Annotated in this window: 18 protein-coding genes and 2 pseudogenes; 9 read left to right on the top strand and 11 right to left on the bottom strand. The window is 55.7% G+C overall.

Features of this window, described 5'->3' with window-relative positions:
- The first annotated feature begins 6 nt into the window (after positions 1–6).
- The 3 genes from ND528_RS25510 to ND528_RS25500 all read left to right on the top strand — a co-directional run bounded on the left by ND528_RS25510 (position 7) and on the right by ND528_RS25500 (position 2,871).
- Positions 7–867, top strand: coding sequence for a MurR/RpiR family transcriptional regulator (locus tag ND528_RS25510; protein ID WP_263471477.1), 861 nt, complete (start codon positions 7–9; stop codon positions 865–867).
- 1 nt (position 868) lies between these two features.
- Entirely contained in the window at positions 869–2,326 is a 1,458-nt protein-coding gene (locus ND528_RS25505) for an N-acyl-D-amino-acid deacylase family protein (protein WP_263471476.1), read from the top strand.
- Between the two features lie 176 nt (positions 2,327–2,502).
- On the top strand, positions 2,503–2,871 hold the full coding sequence (locus ND528_RS25500; RefSeq protein WP_042608820.1) for a glyoxalase superfamily protein: 369 nt from the start codon (positions 2,503–2,505) through the stop codon (positions 2,869–2,871).
- Positions 2,872–3,153: 282 nt separating this feature from the next.
- Here ND528_RS25500 and ND528_RS25495 read toward each other — a convergent pair whose 3' ends face one another.
- Positions 3,154–3,519, bottom strand: coding sequence for a DUF6124 family protein (locus tag ND528_RS25495; protein ID WP_024011494.1), 366 nt, complete (start codon positions 3,517–3,519; stop codon positions 3,154–3,156).
- A 480-nt stretch (positions 3,520–3,999) separates the two neighbouring features.
- A complete protein-coding gene (gene gliR / locus ND528_RS25490) occupies positions 4,000–5,016 on the bottom strand; it encodes an AraC family transcriptional regulator GliR (protein ID WP_263471475.1) in 1,017 nt (338 codons plus the stop codon).
- 188 nt (positions 5,017–5,204) lie between these two features.
- On the opposite strand from gliR, the gene ND528_RS25485 reads away from it, so the two are divergent.
- The 3 genes from ND528_RS25485 to ND528_RS25475 are packed head-to-tail and all read left to right on the top strand — an operon-like array spanning position 5,205 to position 9,948.
- Positions 5,205–6,809 (top strand): FAD-binding oxidoreductase, encoded by a 1,605-nt coding sequence (locus ND528_RS25485; protein ID WP_263471474.1) that lies wholly within the window; start codon positions 5,205–5,207, stop codon positions 6,807–6,809.
- The gene (locus ND528_RS25480; protein ID WP_263471473.1) at positions 6,806–8,401 is read left to right on the top strand and encodes a glycerol-3-phosphate dehydrogenase/oxidase; all 1,596 of its coding nucleotides are present in this window, start codon (positions 6,806–6,808) and stop codon (positions 8,399–8,401) included. Before ND528_RS25485 ends, ND528_RS25480 begins: the two co-directional genes overlap by 4 nt.
- Positions 8,398–9,948, top strand: coding sequence for an FGGY-family carbohydrate kinase (locus ND528_RS25475; RefSeq protein WP_263471472.1), 1,551 nt, complete (start codon positions 8,398–8,400; stop codon positions 9,946–9,948). The genes ND528_RS25480 and ND528_RS25475 overlap by 4 nt, the downstream gene beginning before the upstream one ends.
- A gap of 880 nt (positions 9,949–10,828) precedes the next feature.
- Here the strand turns inward: ND528_RS25475 and ND528_RS28555 are convergent.
- From ND528_RS28555 to ND528_RS25455, 6 genes and pseudogenes are all read right to left on the bottom strand, one after another.
- The gene (locus tag ND528_RS28555) at positions 10,829–11,542 is read right to left on the bottom strand and encodes a methyl-accepting chemotaxis protein (protein WP_371915160.1); all 714 of its coding nucleotides are present in this window, start codon (positions 11,540–11,542) and stop codon (positions 10,829–10,831) included.
- Between the two features lie 144 nt (positions 11,543–11,686).
- Positions 11,687–12,613: pseudogene (locus ND528_RS28550) on the bottom strand (methyl-accepting chemotaxis protein); the annotation flags it as partial.
- A 282-nt stretch (positions 12,614–12,895) separates the two neighbouring features.
- On the bottom strand, positions 12,896–13,483 hold the full coding sequence (gene rimJ / locus ND528_RS25465; RefSeq protein WP_263471470.1) for a ribosomal protein S5-alanine N-acetyltransferase: 588 nt from the start codon (positions 13,481–13,483) through the stop codon (positions 12,896–12,898).
- A gap of 232 nt (positions 13,484–13,715) precedes the next feature.
- Positions 13,716–14,651: a restriction endonuclease gene (locus ND528_RS25460; RefSeq protein WP_263471469.1), complete on the bottom strand. Its 936-nt coding sequence runs from the start codon at positions 14,649–14,651 to the stop codon at positions 13,716–13,718.
- Positions 14,652–14,876: 225 nt separating this feature from the next.
- Positions 14,877–14,948, bottom strand: a pseudogene (locus ND528_RS28315) (hypothetical protein); the annotation flags it as partial.
- A gap of 103 nt (positions 14,949–15,051) precedes the next feature.
- Complete coding sequence (locus ND528_RS25455) at positions 15,052–15,366, bottom strand: ATP-binding protein (protein ID WP_263471468.1); 315 nt, start codon at positions 15,364–15,366, stop codon at positions 15,052–15,054.
- 695 nt (positions 15,367–16,061) lie between these two features.
- Here ND528_RS25455 and ND528_RS25450 point away from each other — a divergent pair.
- Positions 16,062–16,838 (top strand): hypothetical protein, encoded by a 777-nt coding sequence (locus tag ND528_RS25450; protein ID WP_263471467.1) that lies wholly within the window; start codon positions 16,062–16,064, stop codon positions 16,836–16,838.
- Positions 16,839–16,991: 153 nt separating this feature from the next.
- Here ND528_RS25450 and ND528_RS25445 read toward each other — a convergent pair whose 3' ends face one another.
- The 3 genes from ND528_RS25445 to ND528_RS25435 are packed head-to-tail and all read right to left on the bottom strand — an operon-like array spanning position 16,992 to position 20,042.
- Positions 16,992–17,798 carry a restriction endonuclease gene (locus ND528_RS25445; protein WP_263471466.1) on the bottom strand — a complete coding sequence of 269 codons (807 nt, stop codon included), beginning with the start codon at positions 17,796–17,798 and terminating at the stop codon, positions 16,992–16,994.
- Positions 17,795–18,760 (bottom strand): O-methyltransferase, encoded by a 966-nt coding sequence (locus tag ND528_RS25440; RefSeq protein ID WP_263471465.1) that lies wholly within the window; start codon positions 18,758–18,760, stop codon positions 17,795–17,797. The genes ND528_RS25445 and ND528_RS25440 overlap by 4 nt, the downstream gene beginning before the upstream one ends.
- Positions 18,753–20,042: an ATP-binding protein gene (locus ND528_RS25435; RefSeq protein ID WP_263471464.1), complete on the bottom strand. Its 1,290-nt coding sequence runs from the start codon at positions 20,040–20,042 to the stop codon at positions 18,753–18,755. Before ND528_RS25435 ends, ND528_RS25440 begins: the two co-directional genes overlap by 8 nt.
- A gap of 1,162 nt (positions 20,043–21,204) precedes the next feature.
- Between ND528_RS25435 and dndB the strand changes: the two genes are divergently transcribed.
- Together dndB and dndC are read left to right on the top strand one after the other, a co-directional pair.
- Positions 21,205–22,305: a DNA sulfur modification protein DndB gene (gene dndB / locus ND528_RS25430; RefSeq protein ID WP_057416152.1), complete on the top strand. Its 1,101-nt coding sequence runs from the start codon at positions 21,205–21,207 to the stop codon at positions 22,303–22,305.
- 28 nt (positions 22,306–22,333) lie between these two features.
- Entirely contained in the window at positions 22,334–23,824 is a 1,491-nt protein-coding gene (dndC, locus tag ND528_RS25425) for a DNA phosphorothioation system sulfurtransferase DndC (RefSeq protein WP_263471463.1), read from the top strand.
- The last annotated feature ends 1 nt before the right edge of the window (position 23,825 follow it).

The following is a 23,825-nucleotide window of genomic DNA, read 5'->3' as shown; positions in this document are numbered from 1 at the left end:
CCGCCCATGGACATCCTCTACCAGATCCGCGCCCGCCAGGACTCCTTCAGTGCTGGCGAGGGCCGCATTGCGCGGCTGATGCTCGACGATGTCGGCTTTGCCGCCAGCGCCAGCCTCGAAGACCTCGCGCAACGCGCCGAGGTCAGCACCGCCACGCTGTCGCGCTTTGCCCGCACGGTCGGCTGCCGCGACCTGCGTGATCTGCGCCTGCAACTGGCCCAGGCCAGCGGCGTTGGCAGCCGCTTTCTTGAACCTGGGAGCACGCCCGAGCAATCGGCTTTTTATGGGCAGATCGTCGGCGACATCGAAACCACGCTGCGCCAGCATCTGGCCGGTTTCGATGAATCGCGCTTCGCCGACGCAGTGAAATTGCTCAGCCAGGCGCGGATGATTCACGCGTTCGGCATGGGCGGTTGCTCGACCCTGTGCAGCGATGAATTGCAGGTGCGCCTGGTGCGCCTCGGTTACCCGATTGCGGTGTGCCACGACGCGGTGATGATGCGCGTCACCGCCGCCAGTTTGAACGCCGAGCAAGTGCTGATCGTCTGCTCGCTGACCGGCATCACCCCGGAGCTTTTGGAAACCGTGGAGCTGGCGCGCAACTATGGCGCGCGCATCCTCGCCATCACTCGCGGCGACTCACCGCTGGCGGAACTGGCCGACGTCGTCCTGCCGCTGCAAGGCGCGGAAACCTCGTTCATCTACAAACCGACGGCGGCGCGCTACGGCATGCTGCTGGCCATCGACGTGCTCGCCACCGAGCTGGCGCTGGCCAGGCCTGAAGACAATCAAGAACGCCTGCGGCGAATCAAACTCGCCCTCGACGAATACCGTGGCGGCGACGATCACCTGCCGCTGGGAGACTGACATGCAGTACGACACCCTGATCCGCAACGCTCTGCTCATCGACGGCAGCAACACGCCGGGCTACCGCGCCGACGTGGCGATTCTCAATGGCCGCATCGAGCGCATCGGCTACCTATCTGACGCCCGCGCCATCGAAGAAATTGACGCCGCTGGCCGGGTGCTGGCGCCGGGTTTCATCGACGTGCACACCCACGACGACACCGTAGTCATCCGCCAACCCGAGATGCTGCCCAAGCTCAGCCAGGGCGTGACCACGGTGATTGTCGGCAATTGCGGCATCAGCGCTTCGCCGGTCACTTTGAAGGGCAATCCGCCGGATCCGATGAACCTGCTCGGCAGCGCAGCGGCGTTCGTCTATCCGCGCTTCAGCGACTACCGCGCCGCCGTCGAAGCGGCCAATACCACGCTGAATGTCGCCGCGCTGGTTGGCCACACGGCGCTGCGCAGCAATCACCTCGACGACTTGTTCCGCACCGCGACCCCCGACGAAATCACCGGCATGCGCGAGCAGTTGCGCGACAGCCTCGAGGCCGGCGCGTTGGGTTTATCCACAGGTCTGGCCTACGCCAGCGCCTTCAACGCCTCGACCGATGAAGTCATGCAACTGACCGAAGAACTCACGGCGTTCGGCGCGGTGTACACCACCCATTTGCGCAGCGAATTCGCCCCGGTGTTGGAGGCGATGGATGAAGCTTTCCAGATCGGCCGACACGCGCAATCGCCGGTGATTATTTCCCACCTCAAATGCGCCGGCGTCGGTAACTGGGGGCGCAGTCCGCAATTGCTCGCAGCGCTGGAAGAGGCAGCGAAAACCCATCCGGTCGGCTGCGATTGCTACCCGTACGCGGCGAGTTCTTCGACCCTGGATTTGAAGCAAGTCACCGACGCCCACCGCATCACCATCACCTGGTCGACACCGCATCCGGAAGTCAGCGGGCGCGACCTGATCGACATTGCTGGCGAATGGAAACTGTCGCTGGAAGAAACCGCGAAACGTCTGCAACCGGCGGGCGCGGTGTACTACGGCATGGATGAGGCCGACGTCAGAAGAATCCTCGCTCATCCGCTGTCGATGGTCGGCTCTGACGGACTGCCCGAAGACCCGTTCCCGCATCCGCGCCTGTGGGGCGCTTTCCCACGGGTACTGGGCCATTTCAGTCGCGACGTCGGCCTGTTTCCGCTGCACACCGCCGTGCACAAGATGACCGGCCTGTCGGCGGCGCGTTTTGGTTTGCAGGAAAGAGGCGAGATACGTGAAGGACACTGGGCGGATCTGGTGTTGTTTGATCCGGCGACCGTGCGTGACGTGGCCGATTTCAACGATCCGCAACGGGCGGCGCAGGGGATTGACGGGGTGTGGGTCAACGGCGTGTTGAGTTATCGCGACGGACAGGCGAATGGCAGCAGGGCAGGGCGGTTTCTGGCTCGCGAAGGTAATTTGCGCGAAGGATTTCATTGATGGTGATGGCGCGAAAAGATCGCAGCCTTCGGCAGCTCCTACAGGTGTACACCCGGCTGCAATCTTTTGATTTTCTGTGGTGATGGCACATTGCGATTAAAGAATGCCATCCATAAGCCGATTTGCTGACATCCTCCCCGTCTACACTGTGGGGCCAATCAGTCAGGGAGCACCCCATGAGCTTCGGCAAAACCACCCCGATCCTGCGGATCTTCGATGAGGCCAAGGCTGTCGAGTTCTACGTCGATTTTCTCGGTTTCAAGATCGACTGGCAGCACCGCTTCGAAGCGAATTTTCCGCTGTATCTGCAGGTGTCACGGGGCGAGTGTGTGCTGCATCTGTCCGAGCATCACGGCGATGCCTGCCCGGGTTCGGCGCTGCGTATCGAGACCGATGAGCTGGAGGCGTTTCAGCAGCAGTTGATGGCCAAGGATTACACGTTCTCGCATCCGCAGATTCAGGCGATGCCGTGGGGCAGTCAGGACATGACCATTGCCGATCCGTTTGGCAATCGGTTGGTGTTTACCAATGCGATCAGTCTTTGAGCTTGGCGCCCAAGATCAAAAGCCCCTCACCCTAGCCCTCTCCCGGGGGGAGAGGGGACCGATTGGGGGATGCTCGGGAGTTACGCCGACCTGAATGTGCTGTGCTGAATCCATAATCGAATTGAATGCGTGGCGTCGAATCCGTAATCGACTCGGTCTTCCAGGTCGACGGACAACGCAAGACAACTGGGTCGGCCCCCTCTCCCCCCGGGAGAGGGCTGGGGTGAGGGCAACCCCTGACACCCCACAAAAACCAGCCCACACCAAATCCCGCAAAAGTCCTCAATCAGTCGGCACCAACCGATCCAGCACCCGATTCACCGCCATCTCCGCGACCATCACAATCTGCGCAATGCCCTGCAACGTCTTGCGTTGCGAACCGTTCACCAGCCCCGCCTGATCGTTGAGCATCACCGTCGCCGACCCTAGTGTTTCGCAGGCGTCGGCCAATAGCGATTCGTTGTCGGCGTCGGGATTGGCCATGTACAGCGTGTTGGACTTGTAGGGCGGGGCCATGAATTCAGCGCTGGATGGGCCGAGGTAATGATCGAGGGCGCGGTCGGCGGCTTCGTGGAATTTCTTTGAGTCGGCGGATTCGTAGGGGGATGCCGAGTCGGTGGGGGGCGGGTTTGGGGTTACTTTGAACATGGTGACTAACCTCTGTGAGGCCACCATCTCTCCGCCGCTAAGCGAAAGGGTGGCGGCTATGCGCAAGTTAGCGGACCGGTAGTCACCAAAACCCGGCGCACCCGGAGGTGCCATGCGCACAGCCACCATCAAGCGCAGGCGAGTGCCCGACTGGATAGACATGTGCAACCGTAGTGACTAGCCGAGCCGCTAAGCTCGATCACTGAGAAATCAGTGACCGAATCAAGTTACCGGCAGGCCCCATGGCGCACAAGCCGGCGGATTCTGGCGCAGGCGTAGGCAACGGCGCAAGGAATTGTGGGTGGTTTCGCGGAATGCCGTGTCGCTTTAAACAGTTGTGCCAAGACGTGTTTAATCGGTGTGGCGAATGACGCCTTCGCGAGCAGGCTCGCTCCCACAGGGGATCTGCGGTGAACTCGGAAATGCAGACAACCGAGAACTACTGTGGGAGCGAGCCTGCTCGCGAAGAGGTCATCAGCATCACCGCCGATTCCGCAGCCGAAACTCCCCCGGCGGCATCCCGCGCCAGCTCTTGAACGTGCGATGAAACGAGCGCGGTTCGGTGAAACCCAGATACTGCGCAATGTCCTGAATCGGCAACGTGCTATTAAGCAAATAATGCTCCGCCAACTCCTGACGCAGCTCATCGAGAATCTGCTGATACGACGTCCCGACCTGCTGCAACTGCCGCTGCAACGTGCGCACCGAGATGCTGAGCTGCTCCGCCACTTGCTCCTTGCGCGGCAAGCCCTCCTTGAGCAAACCCCGCAGGATGTTTTTCACCTGCTCCCCGAGCGACGCATCCTCCAGCGTCGCCAGCAAGCCCATCGCATGTTCTTCCAGAGTTCGCAGCAACTGCGCATCGGCCTGTCGCAGCGGCAACTGCAAATAATCCAGCGGCACCACCAGCGCCGAATACGCCTGATCGAACAGCACCGGGCAACCAAAAAACGCCTCGTACTCGGCCTGCGTCACCGCATCCGGCCGCGCATGCTCCAGCCATACGCAGGCCGGCGACAGCTGCGTGTCGGCGATCCAGCGCGCATAGTGCAGCCACGAACCGAGCACGTTTTCCACCAGATGCCGACGAGTCCGTGGCCGCTGGTAGCGGCAGGTCCAGACCAGATGCACGTGCTCGCCCTGCACCTCGGCGCGGCTGACGCCCATGTCGCCGACGAGTTTTTCGAACGGCATGATCCGGCTCATCGCATCGCCCAGCGTCGCGCAATTCATGGTGATGTAACCGAGCACGCTCCACGAATTGGGCAGGACGAAATTCGCCGCATGCAGCCCGAACAAGCCATCGCCCGAGTGCTCGCAGAAATAATCCAGCAAGCGCTCGTGAACCTCACCCGGCAGGCGCAAGGTGTTGTCGCTCAACTGCTGCGCCTGCAACCCGGCCGCCGCCAACGCAGGCTCGATGGCCATGCCCAACTGTTCGGCATGGCGCAGGTATTTGAGCAGCGGCGGAACGGAAGTGAAGCCGAGCGATGGCATGGTCGCGGTCCTTTGATCGACGGCGCGTGAGCGAATGAATGCCGCAAGGTAAGTGGATTGCCCGGCGAAAGTAAATGCCCGGACGTTTGGCGCCATTCGCTACAGGTTATGGCCGGATGCGACCGTGACAGATCTCCAGCGCTGACTAGTATGCAAGCTTGATCCAACGGCAGTAAAAGGACACACGCATGCGACGCTGGAACGGCTGGGGAGAGGCAGGCACGGTGGTCGAACTGCCGGCCCAGGGCGCGACATTTCTCCACGAACGCCTGGGCGCCGGCCGGGCATTGCCCGATGCGACACTGGCAGCGGCGTTGGCGCAAGTGCCGACTTCGCGCCTGGTGCCGCATCGCTTGTACAGCATCGATACTCACGATCGCCTGCTGCACGCGCGCGGCCAGAGCCTGCCGGATTGGTTGGCGTTGCGCGAAGGCGCACTAGGCACGTATCCCGATGCCGTGGCCTTTCCCGAAACCGCCGAGCAGATCCGCCAATTGCTGGCGCTCGCCCATGATCAGGATCTGTGCCTGATTCCCTACGGCGGCGGCACGTCGGTGGCCGGACACATCAATCCGCCAAACTCCACGCGGCCGGTGCTGACGGTGTCGCTGGCGCGGATGAATCATCTGACCGACCTCGACGAACAAAGCCTGTTGGCGACATTCGGCCCCGGCGCCAGCGGGCCGCAAGTGGAAAGCCAGTTGCGTGCGCGCGGCTACACGCTGGGGCATTTTCCGCAGTCGTGGGAGCTGTCGACGCTGGGCGGTTGGGTGGCCAGTCGTTCCAGCGGTCAGCAGTCGTTGCGCTACGGTCGGATCGAGCAATTGTTCGCCGGCGGCACCTTGGAAACGTTCGCCGGGCCTCTGCAGATTCCAACCTTTCCCGCGTCGGCGGCAGGTCCCGATCTGCGTGAAATGGTGCTCGGTTGCGAAGGCCGTTTCGGGATCATTTCCGAAGTCAAAGTGCGGGTCAGTGCGTTGCCGGCGGACGAACGTTTCTACGGTGTGTTCCTGCCCGACTGGCCGCAGGCGCTGCAAGCGATCCGCCAATTGGCGCAGGCGCGCGTGCCGCTGTCGATGCTGCGCCTGTCCAACGCGGTGGAAACCGAAACGCAACTGGCGCTGGCCGGCCATCCGCAGCAGATTGCCTGGCTGGAAAAGTACCTCAAGCTGCGCGGCGCCGGCGCCGGCAAATGCCTGCTGACCTTCGGCGTGACCGGCAATCGCCAGCAAAACGCACTGTCGCTGAAACACGCGCGCCAACATCTGAAAGCCTTCGGCGGTGTGTTCACCGGCACGCTGCTGGGCAAGAAGTGGGCGCAGAACCGCTTCCGCTTTCCCTACTTGCGCGAGAACCTGTGGAACGCCGGTTACGTGGTCGACACCCTCGAAACCGCCACCGACTGGAGCAACGTCGATCACTTGCTCAGCCTGATCGAAAACAGCCTGTGCGACGCCTTGGCCGCCGAGGGCGAACGGGTGCATGTATTTACTCATCTCTCGCACGTTTACGGCGAAGGATCGAGCATTTACACCACCTACGTGTTTCGCCCGGCAGCGGACTATGCCGCGACGCTGGCGCGCTGGCGGATGCTCAAACACGCGGCCAGCCAAACCATCGTCGACAACCACGGCACCATCAGCCATCAGCATGGCGTCGGCAAGGATCACGCGCCGTATCTGCTGCGGGAAAAAGGCCCGCTGGCGATGCAGACGTTGCAAGCACTGAGTGAACATTTCGACCCGGAAGGGCGCCTCAACCCGGGCACGCTGTTGCCAGAGTCGCGGCCATGACGGCGAACTGGAACGCGCAGTGGCGCGAGCAGATTCTGCCGACGCTGGCGGATGAAACCTGGGACCTGATCGTGATCGGCGGCGGCATCAGCGGCGCCGGAATCGTCCGCGAAGCCGCGCGCCGGGGCTGGCGCTGTCTGCTGCTGGAGCAGCGCGATTTCGCCTGGGGCACCTCCAGCCGATCATCGAAAATGGTCCACGGCGGTTTGCGTTACATCGCCAAGGGCCAGTGGCGCCTGACCCGCGATTCGGTGCGCGAGCGTCAGCGCCTGCTCGACGAAGCGCCGGGGCTGGTCGAGCCGATGAGTTTCATGATGCCGCACTATCGCGGCGGCTTTCCCGGGCCGCGCGTCATGGGCGGCCTGCTCTCGGTTTACGACGCGCTGGCGGGGCGGCGCAACCATGCTTTTCATGACGCCGAGCAACTGCGCTTTCTCGCCCCGGGGGTGAAGGAAAAAGGTTTGCTCGGCGGCAGCTGTTTTGTCGATGCGCTGACTGATGACGCGCGGCTGGTGATGCGCGTACTACGCGAGGCTCGGGCCGATGGCGCGGTGGTGCTCAATGGTGTGCGGGTCACGCAACTGCTGCGTGAAGGCGGGCGGGTGTGCGGGGTTCAGGTGGAAGATGGCGAGGGCGGGGCGACGCTGCAATTGCGCTCTGGTGTGTTGGCCGTTGCCACCGGCCCATGGGCCGAACGGCTGCGTCCGACTGAGGCACCACGGCAATTGCGACCGTTGCGCGGCAGTCATCTGTTGCTGCCGGGTTGGCGTCTGCCGGTGGCGCAGGCGTTCACCTTTCTGCATGCGCGCGATCGGCGCCCGGTGTTCGTGTTTCCGTGGGAAGGCGCGACGGTGGTGGGCACCACGGACCTCGATCACCGCGAAGACCTCGACCACAGCGCGCGCATTTCCAGCGCAGAACTCGACTATCTGCTCGCCGCGTGCCAGCAGCAATTTCCCGGCGCCGAAGTGGGCGTCGACGACGTGCTGTCGACCTGGTCAGGCGTGCGTCCGGTGGTGGGCAGCGCGGCGGGTGCGCAGCAGGACAAACCGTCCAACGAGACCCGCGAACATGTGCTGTGGCAGGAGCCCGGTTGCGTGACTTTGGCCGGCGGCAAACTGACCACATTTCGCCCGCAAGCGATCGAAGTGCTCAAGGCTTGTGCGGCGATGCTCGGGCGTTCTTTTGTCGATGACGGCGCTCCGGTGTTCGCCGCTGTGCCGCCGCTGACACTTGCGGGACTGAGTACGAGTCAATGGCGACGCTTGGCCGGACGTCACGGTCGAGACCTGCCGAGGCTGGCGCAATTGCTCGGCGAACTCGGCCACGAAACAGTCGGCGCCAGCGATACGTTGTGGTCCGAACTGGCGTTCGCCTGCGAGGCGGAAATGATTCTGCACCTGGATGATTTGCTGCTGCGCCGCACCCGTTTGGGCCTGTTGCTGCCGCGCGGTGGCGAGGATTATTTGCCGGCGATCCGCACGCTCTGCCAGCCACGATTGGCCTGGGATGATGAGCGCTGGCAAACGGAAATCCAGCGCTATCGTTTGCTTTGGCTGCGCGATCACGGCTTGCCGGAGATCACGCCATGAAATACCTGTTAGCCATCGACAACGGCACCCAGAGCGTGCGCGCATTGCTCTTCGATCTGCAGGGCAATCTGCTCGGCAAAGGCAAAGTCGATCTGCAGGCGTACTACTCGACGCAACCCGGTTGGGCCGAGCAGGATCCGGAATATTACTGGGCGAAACTCGGCGAGGCGTGTCAGCAACTCTGGCAGCAGACCGGCATCGACCGTGCGCAGATTGCCGGCGTGTCCCTGACTACCCAGCGCGGCACGGTGATCAATGTCGATGCCAGCGGCAAACCGCTGCGCCCGGCGATTGTCTGGCTTGATCAACGTCAGGCCGAGGTCGAGGGCGGCATCAAGGGGCCGTGGGGCTGGCTGTTCAAATTGGTCGGCGCCCAAGGAACGGTGGATTACTTTCGCGCCCAGGCCGAGGCCAACTGGATCGCCCGGCATCAGCCCGAAGTGTGGGCGGCGACCGACAAGTTTCTGCTGCTTTCGGGCTTTCTCACTCATCGCTTGTGCGGACGCTTCGTCGATTCGGTCGGCTGCTGCGTCGGCTATCTGCCCTTCGACTTCAAGCGGCTGAAATGGGCGGCGCCGCGCGACTGGAAATGGCAGGCCCTGGCGGTGCGCCCGCAGCAGTTGCCGAGCCTGCACAAACCCGGCGAAACCCTTGGCTATATCAGCGCCGAAGCCGCCCGGCACACCGGCATTCCCGAAGGCCTGCCGCTGATTGCCGCCGGCGCCGACAAGGCCTGCGAAGTGATCGGCTCCGGCGTGGTCGATGCCAGCACCGTGTGCCTGTCCTACGGCACCACCGCGACCATCACCAGCACACGCTCACGCTACCTGGAAATCGTCCCGCTGATCCCGCCGTACCCCTCAGCCGTGCCCGATCAGTACAACTGCGAAGTGATGATCTATCGCGGCTACTGGATGGTCAGCTGGTTCAAGAACGAATTCGGCCTGCGCGAGATGCAACAGGCAAAAGAACAGGGCATCGAACCGGAGCAACTGTTCGACGCGCTGGTCAACGCGGTGCCGCCGGGTTCGATGGGCCTGATGCTGCAACCCTACTGGTCACCGGGCATCCGCGAACCGGGCGTGGAAGCCAAGGGCGCGATGATCGGCTTCGGCGACGTACACACCCGCGCGCACATCTACCGGGCAATTCTCGAAGGCCTGGCCTACGCGCTGCGCCAAGGCATGGAGAACATCGAGCGACGCTCAAAGGTCTCGATCCAGCGTCTGCGCGTCGCCGGCGGCGGCTCACAAAGTGACGCCGCCATGCAACTGACCGCCAACATCTTCGGCCTGCCGGCAGAGCGCCCGCATGTGTATGAAGCGTCCGGGTTGGGGGCGGCGATTTGCTGTGCGGTGGGGTTGGGATTGCATCGGGATTTTCCATCGGCCATTGCGGCGATGACTCGGGTTGGAGCGGTTTTCACACCGCAGCCTGAGGCGCAGAAGGTTTATGAGCAGTTGTATAAAGAGGTGTATTTGCGCATGTACCGGCAGCTCAAACCTCTGTACCAAAGCATCCGCAAAATCACCGGGTATCCCGAATAGTCCTGACACCCTAGACCCCTGTGGGAGCGAGCCTGCTCGCGAAGGCGGAGTTTCAGTCAATGACGATTTGAATGATCCACCGCTTTCGCGAGCAGGCTCGCTCCCACCGGGATTTTGCTGTGCGCTCAAAATCCGGTGAGTCACACAAATCCAAATGTGGGAGCGAGCTTGCTCGCGAATGCGCAGTGTCAGGCAACGTCGATTTGATTGACCCACCGCCATCGCGGGCAAGCCCGCTCCCACAGGGGTATTGCGGTGTGCTCAAAATCCAGCGAGCCACACAAATCCAATGTGGGAGCGAGCCTGCTCGCGAAGGCGCAGTGTCAGGCAATGTTGATTTGACTGACCCACCGCCATCGCGGGCAAGCTCGCTCCCACAGGGATTTTCGGTGAGCTCAAAATCCAGCGAGCCACACAAATCCAAAGGTGGGAGCGAGCCTGCTCGCGAAGGCGCAGTGTCAGGCAATGTTGATTTGACTGACCCACAGCCATCGCGGGCAAGCCCGCTCCCACAGGGATTTTCGGTGAGCTCAAAATCCAGCGAGCCACACAAATCCAAAGGTGGGAGCGAGCCTGCTCGCGAATGCGCAGTGTCAGGCAACGTCGATTTGATTGACCCACCGCCATCGCGGGCAAGCCCGCTCCCACAGGGATTTTCGGTGAGCTCAAAATCCAGCGAGCCACACAAATCCAAATGTGGGAGCGAGCCTGCTCGCGAAGGCGCAGTGTCAGGCAATGTTGATTTGACTGACCCATCGCCATCGCGGGCAAGCCCGCTCCCACAGTTATCGAGGTGAACACATCAACAGTGCTCGAACACGAAAACCTGTGGGAGCGGGCTTGCCCGCGATTCGGTTTCAGCCTCAGCGCAAGACGAACATCAAACGCGGAAGTGGCTGACCATCTGCTGCAACTGACCACCCAACCGAGCCAGTTCAACACTCGACGCTGCCGTCTCATCACTCGCCGCTGCGGTCTGTTCGGACACGTCGCGTACGTTGATGATGCTGCGGCTGATCTCTTCGGCCACGGCGCTTTGCTGTTCGGCAGCGGCGGCGATCTGCTGGTTCATCGACTGGATGTTCGACACCGTGCGGGTGATGTTTTCCAGCGAGGCGCCGGCCTTGCGCGTCAGGGCGACGCTGCTGTCGGTCAGCGCGCGGCTGTTGTTCATCACCGCCGAGACTTGCTGGGTGCCGTTCTGCAGACCGGCGACCAGACCTTCGATTTCCTCAGTCGACTTCTGCGTACGTTGAGCCAAACCGCGCACCTCATCCGCAACCACGGCAAACCCACGCCCGGCTTCACCGGCACGCGCTGCCTCGATCGCGGCGTTCAGCGCGAGCAGGTTGGTCTGTTCGGCGACAGCCTTGATCACGTCCATGACGCTGCCGATCTTGTCGCTTTCCTGTTGCAGCACGCTCATCGCTTCGGTCGAACGCACCACTTCGCTGGCCAGACGTTCGATCTGCGCGATGGCCTCATTCACCACCTTGTCGCCTTCACGTGCTTCGCCGTCCGCAGCGGCAGCGGCTTGCGACGCTTCCTCGGCATTGCGCGCAACTTCCTGCACGGTGGCAGTCATTTCGTGCATGGCGGTAGCGACCTGATCGGTCTCGATTTTCTGGCTGTTCACGCCGGCGCTGGTCTGTTCGGTCACTGCCGAAAGTTCTTCAGCGGCGCTGGCAATCTGGGTGACGCCGTCGCGGATGCCACTGATCAAATCACGCAGGGTCACGCCCATGCGCGCGATGCCTTGCTGCAACACGCCGAGTTCGTCGCGGCGAGTAACGGTGACATTCTGGGTCAGGTCGCCGCTGGCGATGCGCTCGACCACGGCGAGGGTTTCCTGCAACGGCCGGGTGATCTGACGGGTGATGATCACCGCAGCAATCACGCCAACCAGCAGCGCCAGCAACGTGCTGATCAATTGGAAGGTGCGCGCCTGGGCGCTTTCAGCGTCACGGCGATCAAGCTGGATCTGGTACAGCTGCTCGCTCAGGGCGACGATGGTGGTGCCCTGATCGGTCATTTCCTTACGCGCCTGCACGGCCTCGGTGTTGGCGTTCTTGTACGCCATCAACGCGCTGCGGTAGCTGGTCAGCGCGGTTTCCAATTGGCGCAGGGCATCCTGCTGAGTCGCGGCAAATTGCGCATTCAATGGCTTGAGGCTGGCGATGGCCGCGTCGATCTGGCCGACGGCTTTCTGCTCGGTCTCGGCATTGCTGGTCGCGGTGTAACCACGCACTTCATAGCGCGCGAGGATGAACGCTTCCTTGGCCGCAGTGACAGCCTGGAACTGCTCGAAACGCTGATCGCTCAACTCCATCTGCTGCACGCGCTGGCTGATCGATTCGATCAGGTTGTAGGCGGTCTGGGCGTTGGCGCTCATGGTGTCGCGGGCGCTGTTGCCGGTGCGATAGGCGTTGCGCATTTTGTTCAGCGAGGTCTGGTATTCAGCGATGGTCGCCGCCTGCTGCTTGAGCAGTTTGACGTTCTCCGGACTCTTGAATTTGCTGATCAACGCCTGCTGCTGAGCGGCGAAACTTTCCAGGGTGGTCTGCACATTCTGCGCGGCGGTTTCGTCGCCGTTGGTCAGCATGTATTGCAGGCGCACCACGCGCAATTTGGTCAGGCCAGCGTTGAGCTGGGTGATATCGCTCATCCAGTTGCTGCGGTCGATCAGGCCGCCGAGACTGGTCCAGCCGGTCAGCGCCAGAACGCAGGTCAGGGCCAGCACCAGGCCGAAGCCCAGGCCGAGTTTCATGTTCACGCTGATGTTACCGAACCAGCTATTCATGCAAATCCTCCAGAAACGTTGGGTTTCTTGGTCGTCAGTTAAGCTGGAAGATTGTTGTTCTTTTGAGCCAGCAGGGGTGTTAGCAGGTCTGTATCGGCCGCAAACCCGAGAGCTGAAAGGATTTTTGTCTGACAGATTTCGTGCAACTCAACCCAGGCGCCGCGACCAGCGCTGATCCGGCGCCTCGAACCCGGGATTGACCAACGCCGTCAGCACATGGTCCTGCCATCGCCCGGCGATATTCAGATACGCCTTCGCATACCCCTCACGCTCAAAACCCAAACGCTCAAGCAACCGCGCACTGCGCTCATTGCCGGGAATGTAATTGGCCATGATCCGATGCAGATTCTGCACATCGAACATATAACCAATCCCCGCCTCCAGCCCCTCCTGCATCAAACCCTGCCCCTGATACGCCTCATCGATGTGATAACCCACATAACACGCCTGAAACGCCCCACGAATAATCCCGCTGAAATTGCACGCACCAATCATCTGCTGACCGTCCGGCGACAGCAGCGCGAAATGCATGGCTAACCCGGCTTCGAAAGCACTGGCCTGGATCTCGAGACGACGGCGGATGTTGGCGGTTGAGAAATAGTCGGTGGTGCGGATGGGCGACCACGGCGCCAGGTGGCGGAGGTTGCGCTGGTAGAACGCGCTTTCGAGCTCGGCTTGATCGGGGGAGAGGATCGCCAGCGTGAGGCGCGGGCAGGGCAGGGATAACAGTGGCATCGAGCGCTCCTTGGCGAGGGATCTGCTGGCAGAGTCGCGCATATGGTGGGGAGCGGCAAGGTGTGCTGGATGGCAGACGAAAAAAAGCCCGCTAGGAGCGCGGGCGAACCGTAGTTTCTTGAATGAGCGGGATGGACTTTACAGCGTGAGCGGATTCAGCGTGGTGAAGAAAAATTCATTGTTTACGGGCGGTACGCCCGGAGTGGCTGCTTTGGCAGGCACTAATTTTTACTCATCCGAGCGATTCGTCAAAGTAATCGCTGTCGAGCCTGGGAACCTTGTAAAGCTGCGAGCTGATGCCCACGTCGTGGTCAAGCATCAGGTTGACCAGTCGTTCGCCATCGACCAACACCAACCCCTCGACCGAGCGCGCGAAGTCAACGGCTTGAGCGGTAAAGCCGGAAGTGGTGATGAATACGCCACGTTTGGCTTTTTGTCCGGCGAGGGCGCCATAGAACGCCTGCAGGTCGGGACGGCCGACGGTGTTCTGCCAGCGCTTGGCCTGCACGTAAACCTTTTCCAGCCCGAGCGCGTCCAGCGAAATCACGCCATCAATGCCGCCATCGCCGCTGCCACCGACTTGCTGCAGCGCCTGACGGTTGGCGCCGTAGCCCAAGCTGTGCAGCACGTCGAGCACGATATGTTCGAAGCGGGTCGGGCTCGCTTGCAGCAGGCTGTCCAGCAAGTCGCCCGCTACGCTCGTGCGCAGCTCAAGGATGGCTTGGTTCAGGCGTTCCTGTGGGCTGCTCGTAGCTAGCTCTGTCGATGCAATCGGCATTGAAGTGTCGGTGCTCTCATCCAGTGAGGCCGCATCCGGTGCCGTCTTCAGTTTCACGCTCATGAAATTCACGGCCAGATGCTCGACCAGTTCTGCGCTCAACGGGGCAGGGTTGGCCTGAGCAAATGCGCGGCCGGTGTCGGTCAACTGCCAATAGCCACGCTTTGCGCTGCTGGAGTAGCCGGCGCGCTTCAGCCGATCATGCGCCCAGCCTGAACGGTTCTTGTAGGTAGCCTGACCGCTGGCGATGGTCTCTTGCCGCTGTGCTTCGCTCAGGCCTAATGCCTGTGCGGCCGCTTCGTGGGCCTCGGATGCGGTGGCACCTTCCGGATGAGCCGAGAGAAACCGCAGGATGGGCTCGATGAACTGGTCGTAGGTCGGGACGGACATGGTTCTTTCTCTTCCTGATAAAGGCTTAGCCCAATGTAACCCATCGACGGCCGCGCTTACCTGTGGCGAAGTGTACAAAGCGCCAGATTGCGCTGGCGCAAAATGTGTTTGGCCCGGGGTCAGTCGTTCGAGGGGGGGGGCAGCCTTCAGCGCTCGGCCGACCGCTGTCAGGCGATAGCGTTGTTTGCTGCTGTTGGGCTTGTCTGGAACGGTCATCTCGACCACGCCACTCGCCAGTAGTGGGGCCAAGACCTGCTCGCGAAACTTGCTGCGGTTGCTGCGCCCGACGAAGGTCATTAGCTCGAGCACAGTGTGCTCACCTGTCATCCTGCTTAGCAGAGTTACCTGCTCTGGCTGCAAAGACAGGCGATTTACGGCTTGTTCTCCGTCGACAACGGACTCAGTCCCTGCTTGGTCCCGACTTAGTCCCTACTTGGTCCCCGCTTGGGCCCGAAAGAGGCCCTTTCTCAACGGTCCGCTGAATCACCACCCTGAATTGGTTACTCGGCCGATCATCGTCAAGAGTGATCATTGGCCAAGCGTCGATTGCGCGCGGGATACCTGTGCCTAAACCGCGATAGGGCAGGATGTGCACAGCATGGGAGGTGAGCGCCGGGTTACGACGATTGGACAGGCCGAATCGAATTTTTTCAGTGTCGAGTACGTCAGGCAGGTGCCCAGGGCTGATCAATTCTATTCGATCAGCGAAGATCATGATCCGGATCGAGGCGCTGACAAAGTAGTCGCGGTGGATCAGGGCATTGCGGATTCATTTCGTCTGAGCGCACAGACGTGGGTTGCGTCTCACCCTTTCCCGACCGCTTTGGAAATTGTTGTATGCCGAAGATCTCAAACCAGAGAAACCCTAAATTCAGTCAAGCTAAGTCCCAAAAGAAGACGCAGTAAGGTGTCGTCTCGCTGGAGTTGGTGGGCCGGGGTAATCTGAAACAGTTGTTCATCCCATTGTTTAATATAATAAAACTTGCCTTCAGGTTTTGATGGGAATACTAAATGGAATACCTCGCAGAGTAGTATTCCTTGCCTACAGGCGTATGAGTGGTAGCAATTTGTCGTATCTATGACTAGCAGGGCGTTCGAATCTGTCTCTATGACGGAGAGCAATCGATCTGAGATGAGGAATGCGACAGAAAGGCTGGGTATTAGTTTGCCGGACGGTTGGCATCGCCTGTAGAAAAAAGCTGATATAAGAACGCGCATAGAAAATCCAGAACGATTTGCTAGTGATAGTACTGGACCGGTGATAGCATTTGTAATGGTAGATTAAGAATCTCTGAGCACGTTGTCATTTATTTGCTAGCGATTTAAATACACGCCAGAGATGCTATGTCACATTGAGATTTGAAGTATCTGGGTTTGATAAATGTCCAAAATTTTTGTAGAGGAAAGTAGTTGAAAAATGGAATATGTGGGTTGTGTAAAAGGCATACAATCCTCAAGAAAAGTCATTTATTGCCCAAGTCGGCATACAAAGTGCTCAGATCCTCAGGAACTAAGCTTGCACCACCAACGAAAGTTGAAATTGATCGGAAAAGAGTTGTACAAACGGATCGGCAGATAGTACGTTATTTTTTATGTGGACAATGTGAACAGGTATTTTCCGCAAGAGGTGAGGACGCAATTTCAAAACTCTGGGCGAGAGGGGGGGATTTCCCTCTTTTGGATATTCTTCAGAAGCTTTCCCCAGTAAGTACGCGTGGTGAAAGCTATGGATATGCAACTGAAGACTTGGATCAATTTATTGTTAGATCTTTACATTATTTTGCTGTCAGTGTCGTATGGCGTGCAATAAAATGGCCTGGTGAGGACTGCAACTTCGATGATGCTGATGTGCGAGTTAGTTGCGAACGCATGAGGAAAGTAGAAGAATATCTGTTGGGAGGGCTTACCCATCTTGAAGAGTCTCTAGTAATGATTTCTGTCAATACTTATGAAGGGTTGAGCGATATGATATCAGTTCCTTCATGTCACGCTAGAGAATCATTTAATTTTTTTGAGTTTTATATATTGGGTCTGAGGTTTAGAGTGTTTTTAAATTTTCATTATTCTGATTTAAAACTCAAAGTCATTGATGATCATCTAAATGTCATGATCATGGCTGCGGATCATGGTAGCGAGCCATTTATAAAAGAAGTCGCAGATTTTTTCTTTAAAAATGACATAAAGTAGTATTGTTATAGGCATGGGTTAAGCGTCGCTCATTTTGTAACTTGGTTTTTGCTTGTTTTAACATAGCTCAGTGATTGGTGATATTTATACAAAGCCCGGCGATCATGCAGGGCTGATGGCATGGAGTTGTCTAAGGTGTCGGCAAAAATATTACTAGATTTCACCAAGATAATCTGAATCAAGTTTATATGTTGAGTACTGTTTTGTTTCTATTACTCCTAGGCCATACTCTATCATCAGTTGTGCTAAATTATTTCCATCTATTAGAGCTAGGTTTTTCTGCTGTTGTTCTTTTTCCGCAAAATTGATTGCAGCTTTCGAAAATTTTGACGTTGTTATAAATGCCCCTCTAAATCCATTCTTCATCGCGCCAACAAAATCCCTAATTTGGGAAGCCTCGACTGTACGGTTGTATGCATAACGTTTGACTTGAACATAAACTCTATCGAACCCTAATCTGTCCAAGTGAATTTCACCGTCAATACCACCATCTGCTCCGCAGGGACTGTGCTTAATTGATCCATTAATCCCGTAGCCCATTTTTAACAATAAGTCGAGTACTAATGATTCAAAAACCCTAGGTTGTAATGTTATTATTTTTCCCAAGAGCTCATGCTTGGTCTCGGTGATATGCTTTTCATGAGCTTGCTGGAGATGCTCTTCCGGTATTTTATCTTTACTTATATTAGTAAGCGATATTGATGGTTCAATGTTTTTGAGCAGTCCATATTTCCCGCTTTCTGCCTGGAAGAAATACTTGCGTGGCATGGCCGAAGGAAATGCTAGCCCTTCACAATGCCTTCGTATTTGCTGGCGGACCACTCCTATAGGAGTCTGTGTGTTGAATACGTAAAGTTTTTTCGCGTCTATTTTCTCATAGATTTGCTGAGCTGAAAGCTCCTCCTTATTTTGGGTTAGGATTTCTACAATGGCCTCGACAATGGTCCTTGGACGATTCATGTTGACTCGATTTCAGTGAAGTTAGGAAAATATCTATAATTGTCCCATAATGCGTCGATATCTTTATCTGTGAAAATTCTCTTTGAGAGTTTTTCTCTTTCTGGCATGGTTTCCATAATATGCCTAATTTCTTTAATAGTTAAGTTCGGCGTTTTTATCTCAAAGGGTGAGTCTCCGTTTTTGTGGAAGTAAAGTTCATTGAATCGGCACGAAGAGTGGATTTGGGTATCGCTTTCTTTATAGACGATAAAAGCGACTGTTGCCATGTCGCAACCATCGGCGTACTTGAAAAATAACACTTGATCTATAATTATTCTCTCTTCGGGAGGTAATGCCGTATTTCTAATGGTGATTATTTTCTGCAATTCTTTTTTTAAGCATTCTTTTAGAAAAACGGCTAATTGTTTGCTTTGTTTCCAACCTCTCGTATCTATCCCTGGCTGAACGTAGGGCCTTCCAACTAAGTCTACAAGTTTAGACTCTATTTCTTCTGATGAAAGATTATGGTTCGAGCCGGAGATTAACGGAGCGCAATTGAAGCTAGCGCTATAAATGCTTCCGCTTTCAATTGTCCCGGCAATTATTGCGGCATCATCAAGCATGTATGGAGAAAACGTCCCGTCATAGTCAAGCCAATAAATCTTTCTTCCTGGTTGGGCGGAAAGTTGTGGTAACACGTCAGTTGATCTGCCAAACTTCATTTGAATGGATGAGTATGGCTTATTGAACTCATATCGCTCAATGTTAGTTGTGTCGGCTTCGATGCTAATTAGGTTCTCTATACCCAAGTGACGATGGAAAAGAGAAAAGTCTACAAAGTATTTTGATCCGAAACCAATATATTGATAGTCTCTAAGCGGTGCGTAGTGACGGAGGCAGCTAAATACATCTCGCATCATTTTGCGTTCGATGCTTTTGGCTGGTCGTATAGAATAATTTATTTTTCTGCCGCTATTACTCATTTTCGCACTCGTATTCATAGTAGTAGTCAAAAGTTAAGCGGCCTACTTGGGATGCAGTTTTTACATCCAGAGAGGTTTTGGCCTTTTCAAGCTTGTCATTAGGAATGCTGTAGGAGATTTTTGTATTGTTTTTGTCTTGTTTTGGCGGAATAATTTTTTCAGGACGTATAAATCTATCAGAAAGTGGAGCGTCTAAGATTCTGATGGCGTTTGCTGCTGCTATGCTATTGGCAAGAGGGGTTGATTCAATTTGTGCTTGATCCCAATCGTAATTCTCCTCAGTACGCTCTCTTAGAAACTTTAAGATTGGCTCCATACACTGTCCCATATGAAGTAAAGCGTACTTGTAAACTTTACTGTCGCCATCAACGCCCGTTTTCGTAGTAGTCCAAGGTAGCTTTGATGCATCTTCACAGGAGAATTCGACTAAACCTCTAAAAAACGCAAAATCAGTATGGAACTTGTTTATGCCATTTTTTCCCCAGCCAGTCTTTTCTGTTTGGTCTGCTTCAGCTACTAGTCTTCCGTTGCATACTATATACCAGCCGCTATCGTATTTACTTCGCTCCGATAAACCGCATGTTATAGTGATATCTATATTTCCATATGTGAATTTTTTCTTTATTAGGCTCAACTCCTCTGAGTTTTTTATTGTTATATCTTTGCTTTTTATCGGGACTCCATTGAAGTAAATTTTAAAGTTGTTGTTTAGCTGTTTGAAGTAGGCTGCAGAGACTTCTCTCATCAAGTTGTTAAGGTAGGTTTCTTCGGAGAAATTTTCTATGGTTTCATCTTTTAGTTTCGTGACTTTTATTCTTGTTTCTCCACTTTTCAAATCCGACTGCTCAAGTATGTTGAAGTAGAAGTGCCACTCTTCTAGACTGACCCATTCATCTACATCGACGCTAACATTATATGCTGTGTTGTTGTGATGGGACTCGACCTCAAATTTAGTTCCTAGCTTAAATAGTGTTCGCTTCATGCCTACGCCAAACTGGCCTACCGAATTTGGAGTATCTGGCGCATCTTTGGGGCGTCCGAAGCGGAATGCGTAACCCTTCGCTTTTTCTAAATCCAAGCCGCCGCAATTATCCTTGATTTGAAATGTTTCCTTTGTCGCGTTAATTATTATTTCGGGGTTTTTTATTTCATTTTGTATGGCGGCATCTATGCTGTTGTCGATTAAATCGAGGATGGCCCGGTCAGTTGCAATGTCGCGGGTCATCATATTGATGAAAAATTCCTTGGTAGGGTTTGCTTTGATGATATTTTTATTTGACATGTATTTTTCGCTTTAGTAGGTTCGTGGTCGCCGCTGTTGAGCGCGGCGCGCAGTTAGTGACTTTTTAAATATATGGGGATAGGGACTGTTGTTTCAGGCGTCGTAAGTTTCGCGCAAGTTTATAAATTTTTTCTGCGTGAAAAATTAAGTCTTTAGTCAGATTTAATGGGGCAAACGAATTCCACCTGGCTTCGACACATTCTCTTGACGATGGTTGTAGGTGGGTTTGATGGAGTGCCACTACGCCCGAGTGGGGTGGCTGAAATCCACAGCGTTTTTGCTTGCCTAGATCCGTGCCAATCTGGATCACGGGCACGAAAGCTTTGATTGGTGCGTACAAAATTTGGGTGATGGTGCGAGTGAATTCCATTTCTTCGTCTTCCACAAATCCTTAACTCATAGAGTATTACCGAAAAACAGTGTAATGGCACGAAGCTATTGGGGTGTTGTAACGGGCCCCCGCTCGTGGGATATGCAGGTGGTCCAACAATGGCCCCCGAGACTGGGTACGTCGGAGATTTGCTGGCGTAGCATTCATGCACAGTAAAGGAGAGGTGATGGGCAGTAGGTAGCTGATTTAACTGAAATTATAGGAAGCCTAAAGCCTAGCATCTCAAATCCTTATCTGGCTTGAGTTGAGTTTTGCCCTACAGAAGTGGATCGATCCCTGATGTTCGCCCTGGATGGGTGGCTTGGCCTGTCGACCGGCGCTTTTCTGCCTTGCGATGCAGTGCGACCCAGCGGGGTTATCTTTGAAGAGCGAGCACAGCCATTTCTGTTGAGGAATTCGACTTCGCAACCTGGCGGGTCACTCGGTGAGCGGGCATTTTAGGGCTAATCTGAATGACTTTAATCTCTAGAAACTGTGCGAAGATTCCGAACTTGAATCTCTCTGTGTGCTTTCCGTCCTGAAAGCTGAGAGGGCGACTGTTTTCAGTGGATGGGCCAGGCTATCGTCGAAGGCTGTTTTCGAAGCTAGCGTAGATAAAAAAGGTGTCGAAGTTCCGCTGACCTCGCCTGAAGCCGGCGTGTCGCTGACGGTAGAACTCAACGAGGTTCTGGAAATTTCTGAGTTCGCGCCTGCTCGCTCGAATAGATGCTGTATGTCTTTTTTTGCTCAGTGTTTGTCTGCATGCAGACAAACATGATAAGCTTTTGGCCTATGACTAGCCCTTTTTCCTACACTTTTCCTGCCATCCGTGGTGTCCAAGCGGGACGGGAATACTATGTCTCCATGTGCCCGCTGCGGTTGTTGGCGAAGCTTTTCGTTTTTGATAATGAGGAGCTGATGCCTGAGTTGAGGGCGCAGAGGTCGATCAATCGTTCTCGCATTCCCGAGCTCGCCAGGTACATCACCTCCAATTCAGATAGCTACACATTCTCGGCCATCACTGCGTCTATAGACGGCAAGGTCAGCTTCACGCCTGTGGGGAATGACGATACTAACCATTTTCGAATGGGCACGTTGACTGTCGATATGTACGCTAAGTTTATCGTCAACGATGGGCAACATCGCCGCGCGGCAATTGAGTTAGCTATTGGGGAGCGCCCCGAGCTCGGTGATGAGACAATTGCCGTGGTTTTTTTCCACGACCGCGGGCTTGAGCGTTGTCAGCAAATGTTCGCCGATCTTAATCGTCATGCGGTCAAACCCTCGCCTTCGCTAAGCGTGCTATACGATCACCGGAATGCGGCAGCTAGCGTGGCGAAGCACCTGGGGCTTACGTCGCGAGTCTTCAGAAACTTGATTGAGGCGGAGCGATCTTCGCTGTCTAAGCGTTCGCGGAAGCTATTTACCCTCAGTGCTCTTCATTTTGCGATTTTGGAAATGTTAAGCGAGCGGGAGCTTGAAGACTTCTCCGTGGCATCGAAGAAGTGCCAAGATTTCTGGGAAGTCATTGGGGATCAGATCCCCGAGTGGATATACGTGCGTGAAGGTCGTATGACGGCCGGCGAGGTTCGACAGGACTTTATTCATTCCCATTCCATCGTGCTGCATGCATTAGGGCGTGTAGGCAAGTTCATTTACAAAACTAATGCAGGGCAACCCGACCTCCAGTTGTTGCTGAGAAAACTACGTGAAATTGATTGGTCGCGTACCAACATAGCCACCTGGGAAGGACGTGCAATGATTGGCGGTCGGATGGCAAAGAATAGTCAGAACATCACCCTGACATGCAATCAAATCAAACTCTCGCTCGGGCTTCCTCTGACTCCTGAAGAGCAGGTCATCGAAAGCGCGTTTACTAGTGCCCGCCAGTAAAGCTGCAGGTTACACACCGGAAAAAACTATGAGCACGCCTCCCGAAACTATCATCGAAGAAATTCAGACGCTCTACCGCTCCGACTCTATACCATGGATCATTGGATACAGCGGCGGTAAGGACTCAACGGCCTCCCTGCAGCTTATTTGGAAAGCAGTTGCGGCGATGCCAGTCGAGCAGCGTACCAAGGATATACACGTCATCAGTACGGACACACTGGTAGAGAATCCAGTTATTGCCGCTTGGGTTGCGTCATCACTCGAGCATATGAAGGAGGCGGCGGAGCGGCAGCAGCTCCCCATTCGCCCTCACAGACTTACCCCTAGCCTTGAGCACCGCTTTTGGGTCAATCTCATAGGCAAAGGCTATCCTGCTCCGCGTAACCGTTTCCGATGGTGCACAGATCGCTTGAAGATCAGTGCCTCTACCAAATTTATCCAAGAGCTTTCCGAGGCCAACAACGAGGCCATTCTGGTGCTCGGTCAGCGTCGTGGCGAGAGCCAAGCGCGTGACAAAGTTATAGACAATTATAGTGGGAGTACGCGTGATCGTTTGAGTCGTAACCGAGACCCCAAACTTTCGCGTGTTTGGGTTTATCTTCCTATCGAAACGTGGACCAGTGATGACGTCTGGATGTATGTCCTCACCCATGATAACCCTTGGGGTGTCGATAACCAGAATTTGTTTAGCATTTACAAAGGCGCCACTCCGGATGCTGAGTGCCCAGTTGTAGTCGACAAATCTACTCCAAGCTGTGGCGATAGCCGTTTTGGTTGTTACGTCTGCACCATGGTCTCGCAAGATAAATCAATGCAAGCCATGATTCAAAATGATGACCAAAAGTCATGGATGCAGCCGATTCTGGACTTTCGAAACAATTACCTAAGTGTGCAGGATTGGGGCGTTCGTGACTTCAAACGAATGAATGGTCGTGTAAAGTTGATGGGTAATGGGGAAACTGCTGAGCTCATCCACGGCCCATATTTACAGAGCTATCGTGCTAAATTGCTTGAGCAATTATTGCGTACCCAGCGCGCTGTGCGCGAAGCCGAAGTCCCTGGGCATGTTCAAATTGAACTGATATCTATCGACGAGCTAGATGCTATACGACGTATCTGGGTTGAGGAAAAGGGCGAAATTGAAGACTTAGTTCCCGGGATATACGAGCTCGTTTTCCAAGAGGAGTACCCTGGTCGATCGATGGAGCCGGTACCTCTGGAGACTGAGGATCTAGCCTTGCTACGTGAAGTCACTAATGAGCTTGACCCAGAAGCGGGCGACAATCTTTATCAGCTAACGCGTAATTTGTTGGCAGCACAGTTCCAATCTATGCAGACCCAAAAGCGCTCGCGGCATTTAGATCGATTGGACGATGTCCTCAAAGCTAACGCGTTCCGTACCGAGTTCGAAGCTTTAAATTTTGCAAAAAGCAATCGTGATGACGCTCAGGAAGAGCCTAGCGCTCCCGACGAGCTAGAGCTAATTCCTCTAGTCGCAGTAGAGGCGGAAGAAAAATAAA

The organism is Pseudomonas mercuritolerans (genome assembly GCF_025706525.1).
In the GTDB taxonomy this organism is placed as follows: domain Bacteria; phylum Pseudomonadota; class Gammaproteobacteria; order Pseudomonadales; family Pseudomonadaceae; genus Aquipseudomonas; species Aquipseudomonas mercuritolerans.
Note: the sequence above shows the minus strand (reverse complement) of the source record. Positions and strands in the feature narration are given on the sequence as shown.

Excerpts from the sequence above, each read along its gene's own strand:
- ND528_RS25440 (WP_263471465.1), bottom strand. The coding sequence starts at position 18,760 with ATGAGTAATAGCGGCAGAAAAATAAATTATTCTATACGACCAGCCAAA.
- dndB (WP_057416152.1), top strand. The coding sequence starts at position 21,205 with ATGACTAGCCCTTTTTCCTACACTTTTCCTGCCATCCGTGGTGTCCAA.
- rimJ (WP_263471470.1), bottom strand. The coding sequence starts at position 13,483 with ATGCCACTGTTATCCCTGCCCTGCCCGCGCCTCACGCTGGCGATCCTC.
- dndC (WP_263471463.1), top strand. The coding sequence starts at position 22,334 with ATGAGCACGCCTCCCGAAACTATCATCGAAGAAATTCAGACGCTCTAC.
- ND528_RS25435 (WP_263471464.1), bottom strand. The coding sequence starts at position 20,042 with ATGTCAAATAAAAATATCATCAAAGCAAACCCTACCAAGGAATTTTTC.
- ND528_RS25480 (WP_263471473.1), top strand. The coding sequence starts at position 6,806 with ATGACGGCGAACTGGAACGCGCAGTGGCGCGAGCAGATTCTGCCGACG.
- gliR (WP_263471475.1), bottom strand. The coding sequence starts at position 5,016 with ATGCCATCGCTCGGCTTCACTTCCGTTCCGCCGCTGCTCAAATACCTG.
- ND528_RS25445 (WP_263471466.1), bottom strand. The coding sequence starts at position 17,798 with ATGAATCGTCCAAGGACCATTGTCGAGGCCATTGTAGAAATCCTAACC.
- ND528_RS25510 (WP_263471477.1), top strand. The coding sequence starts at position 7 with ATGGACATCCTCTACCAGATCCGCGCCCGCCAGGACTCCTTCAGTGCT.
- ND528_RS25495 (WP_024011494.1), bottom strand. The coding sequence starts at position 3,519 with ATGTTCAAAGTAACCCCAAACCCGCCCCCCACCGACTCGGCATCCCCC.
- ND528_RS25460 (WP_263471469.1), bottom strand. The coding sequence starts at position 14,651 with ATGTCCGTCCCGACCTACGACCAGTTCATCGAGCCCATCCTGCGGTTT.
- ND528_RS25455 (WP_263471468.1), bottom strand. The coding sequence starts at position 15,366 with ATGATCTTCGCTGATCGAATAGAATTGATCAGCCCTGGGCACCTGCCT.
- ND528_RS25500 (WP_042608820.1), top strand. The coding sequence starts at position 2,503 with ATGAGCTTCGGCAAAACCACCCCGATCCTGCGGATCTTCGATGAGGCC.
- ND528_RS25475 (WP_263471472.1), top strand. The coding sequence starts at position 8,398 with ATGAAATACCTGTTAGCCATCGACAACGGCACCCAGAGCGTGCGCGCA.
- ND528_RS25485 (WP_263471474.1), top strand. The coding sequence starts at position 5,205 with ATGCGACGCTGGAACGGCTGGGGAGAGGCAGGCACGGTGGTCGAACTG.
- ND528_RS25505 (WP_263471476.1), top strand. The coding sequence starts at position 869 with ATGCAGTACGACACCCTGATCCGCAACGCTCTGCTCATCGACGGCAGC.
- ND528_RS28555 (WP_371915160.1), bottom strand. The coding sequence starts at position 11,542 with ATGCACGAAATGACTGCCACCGTGCAGGAAGTTGCGCGCAATGCCGAG.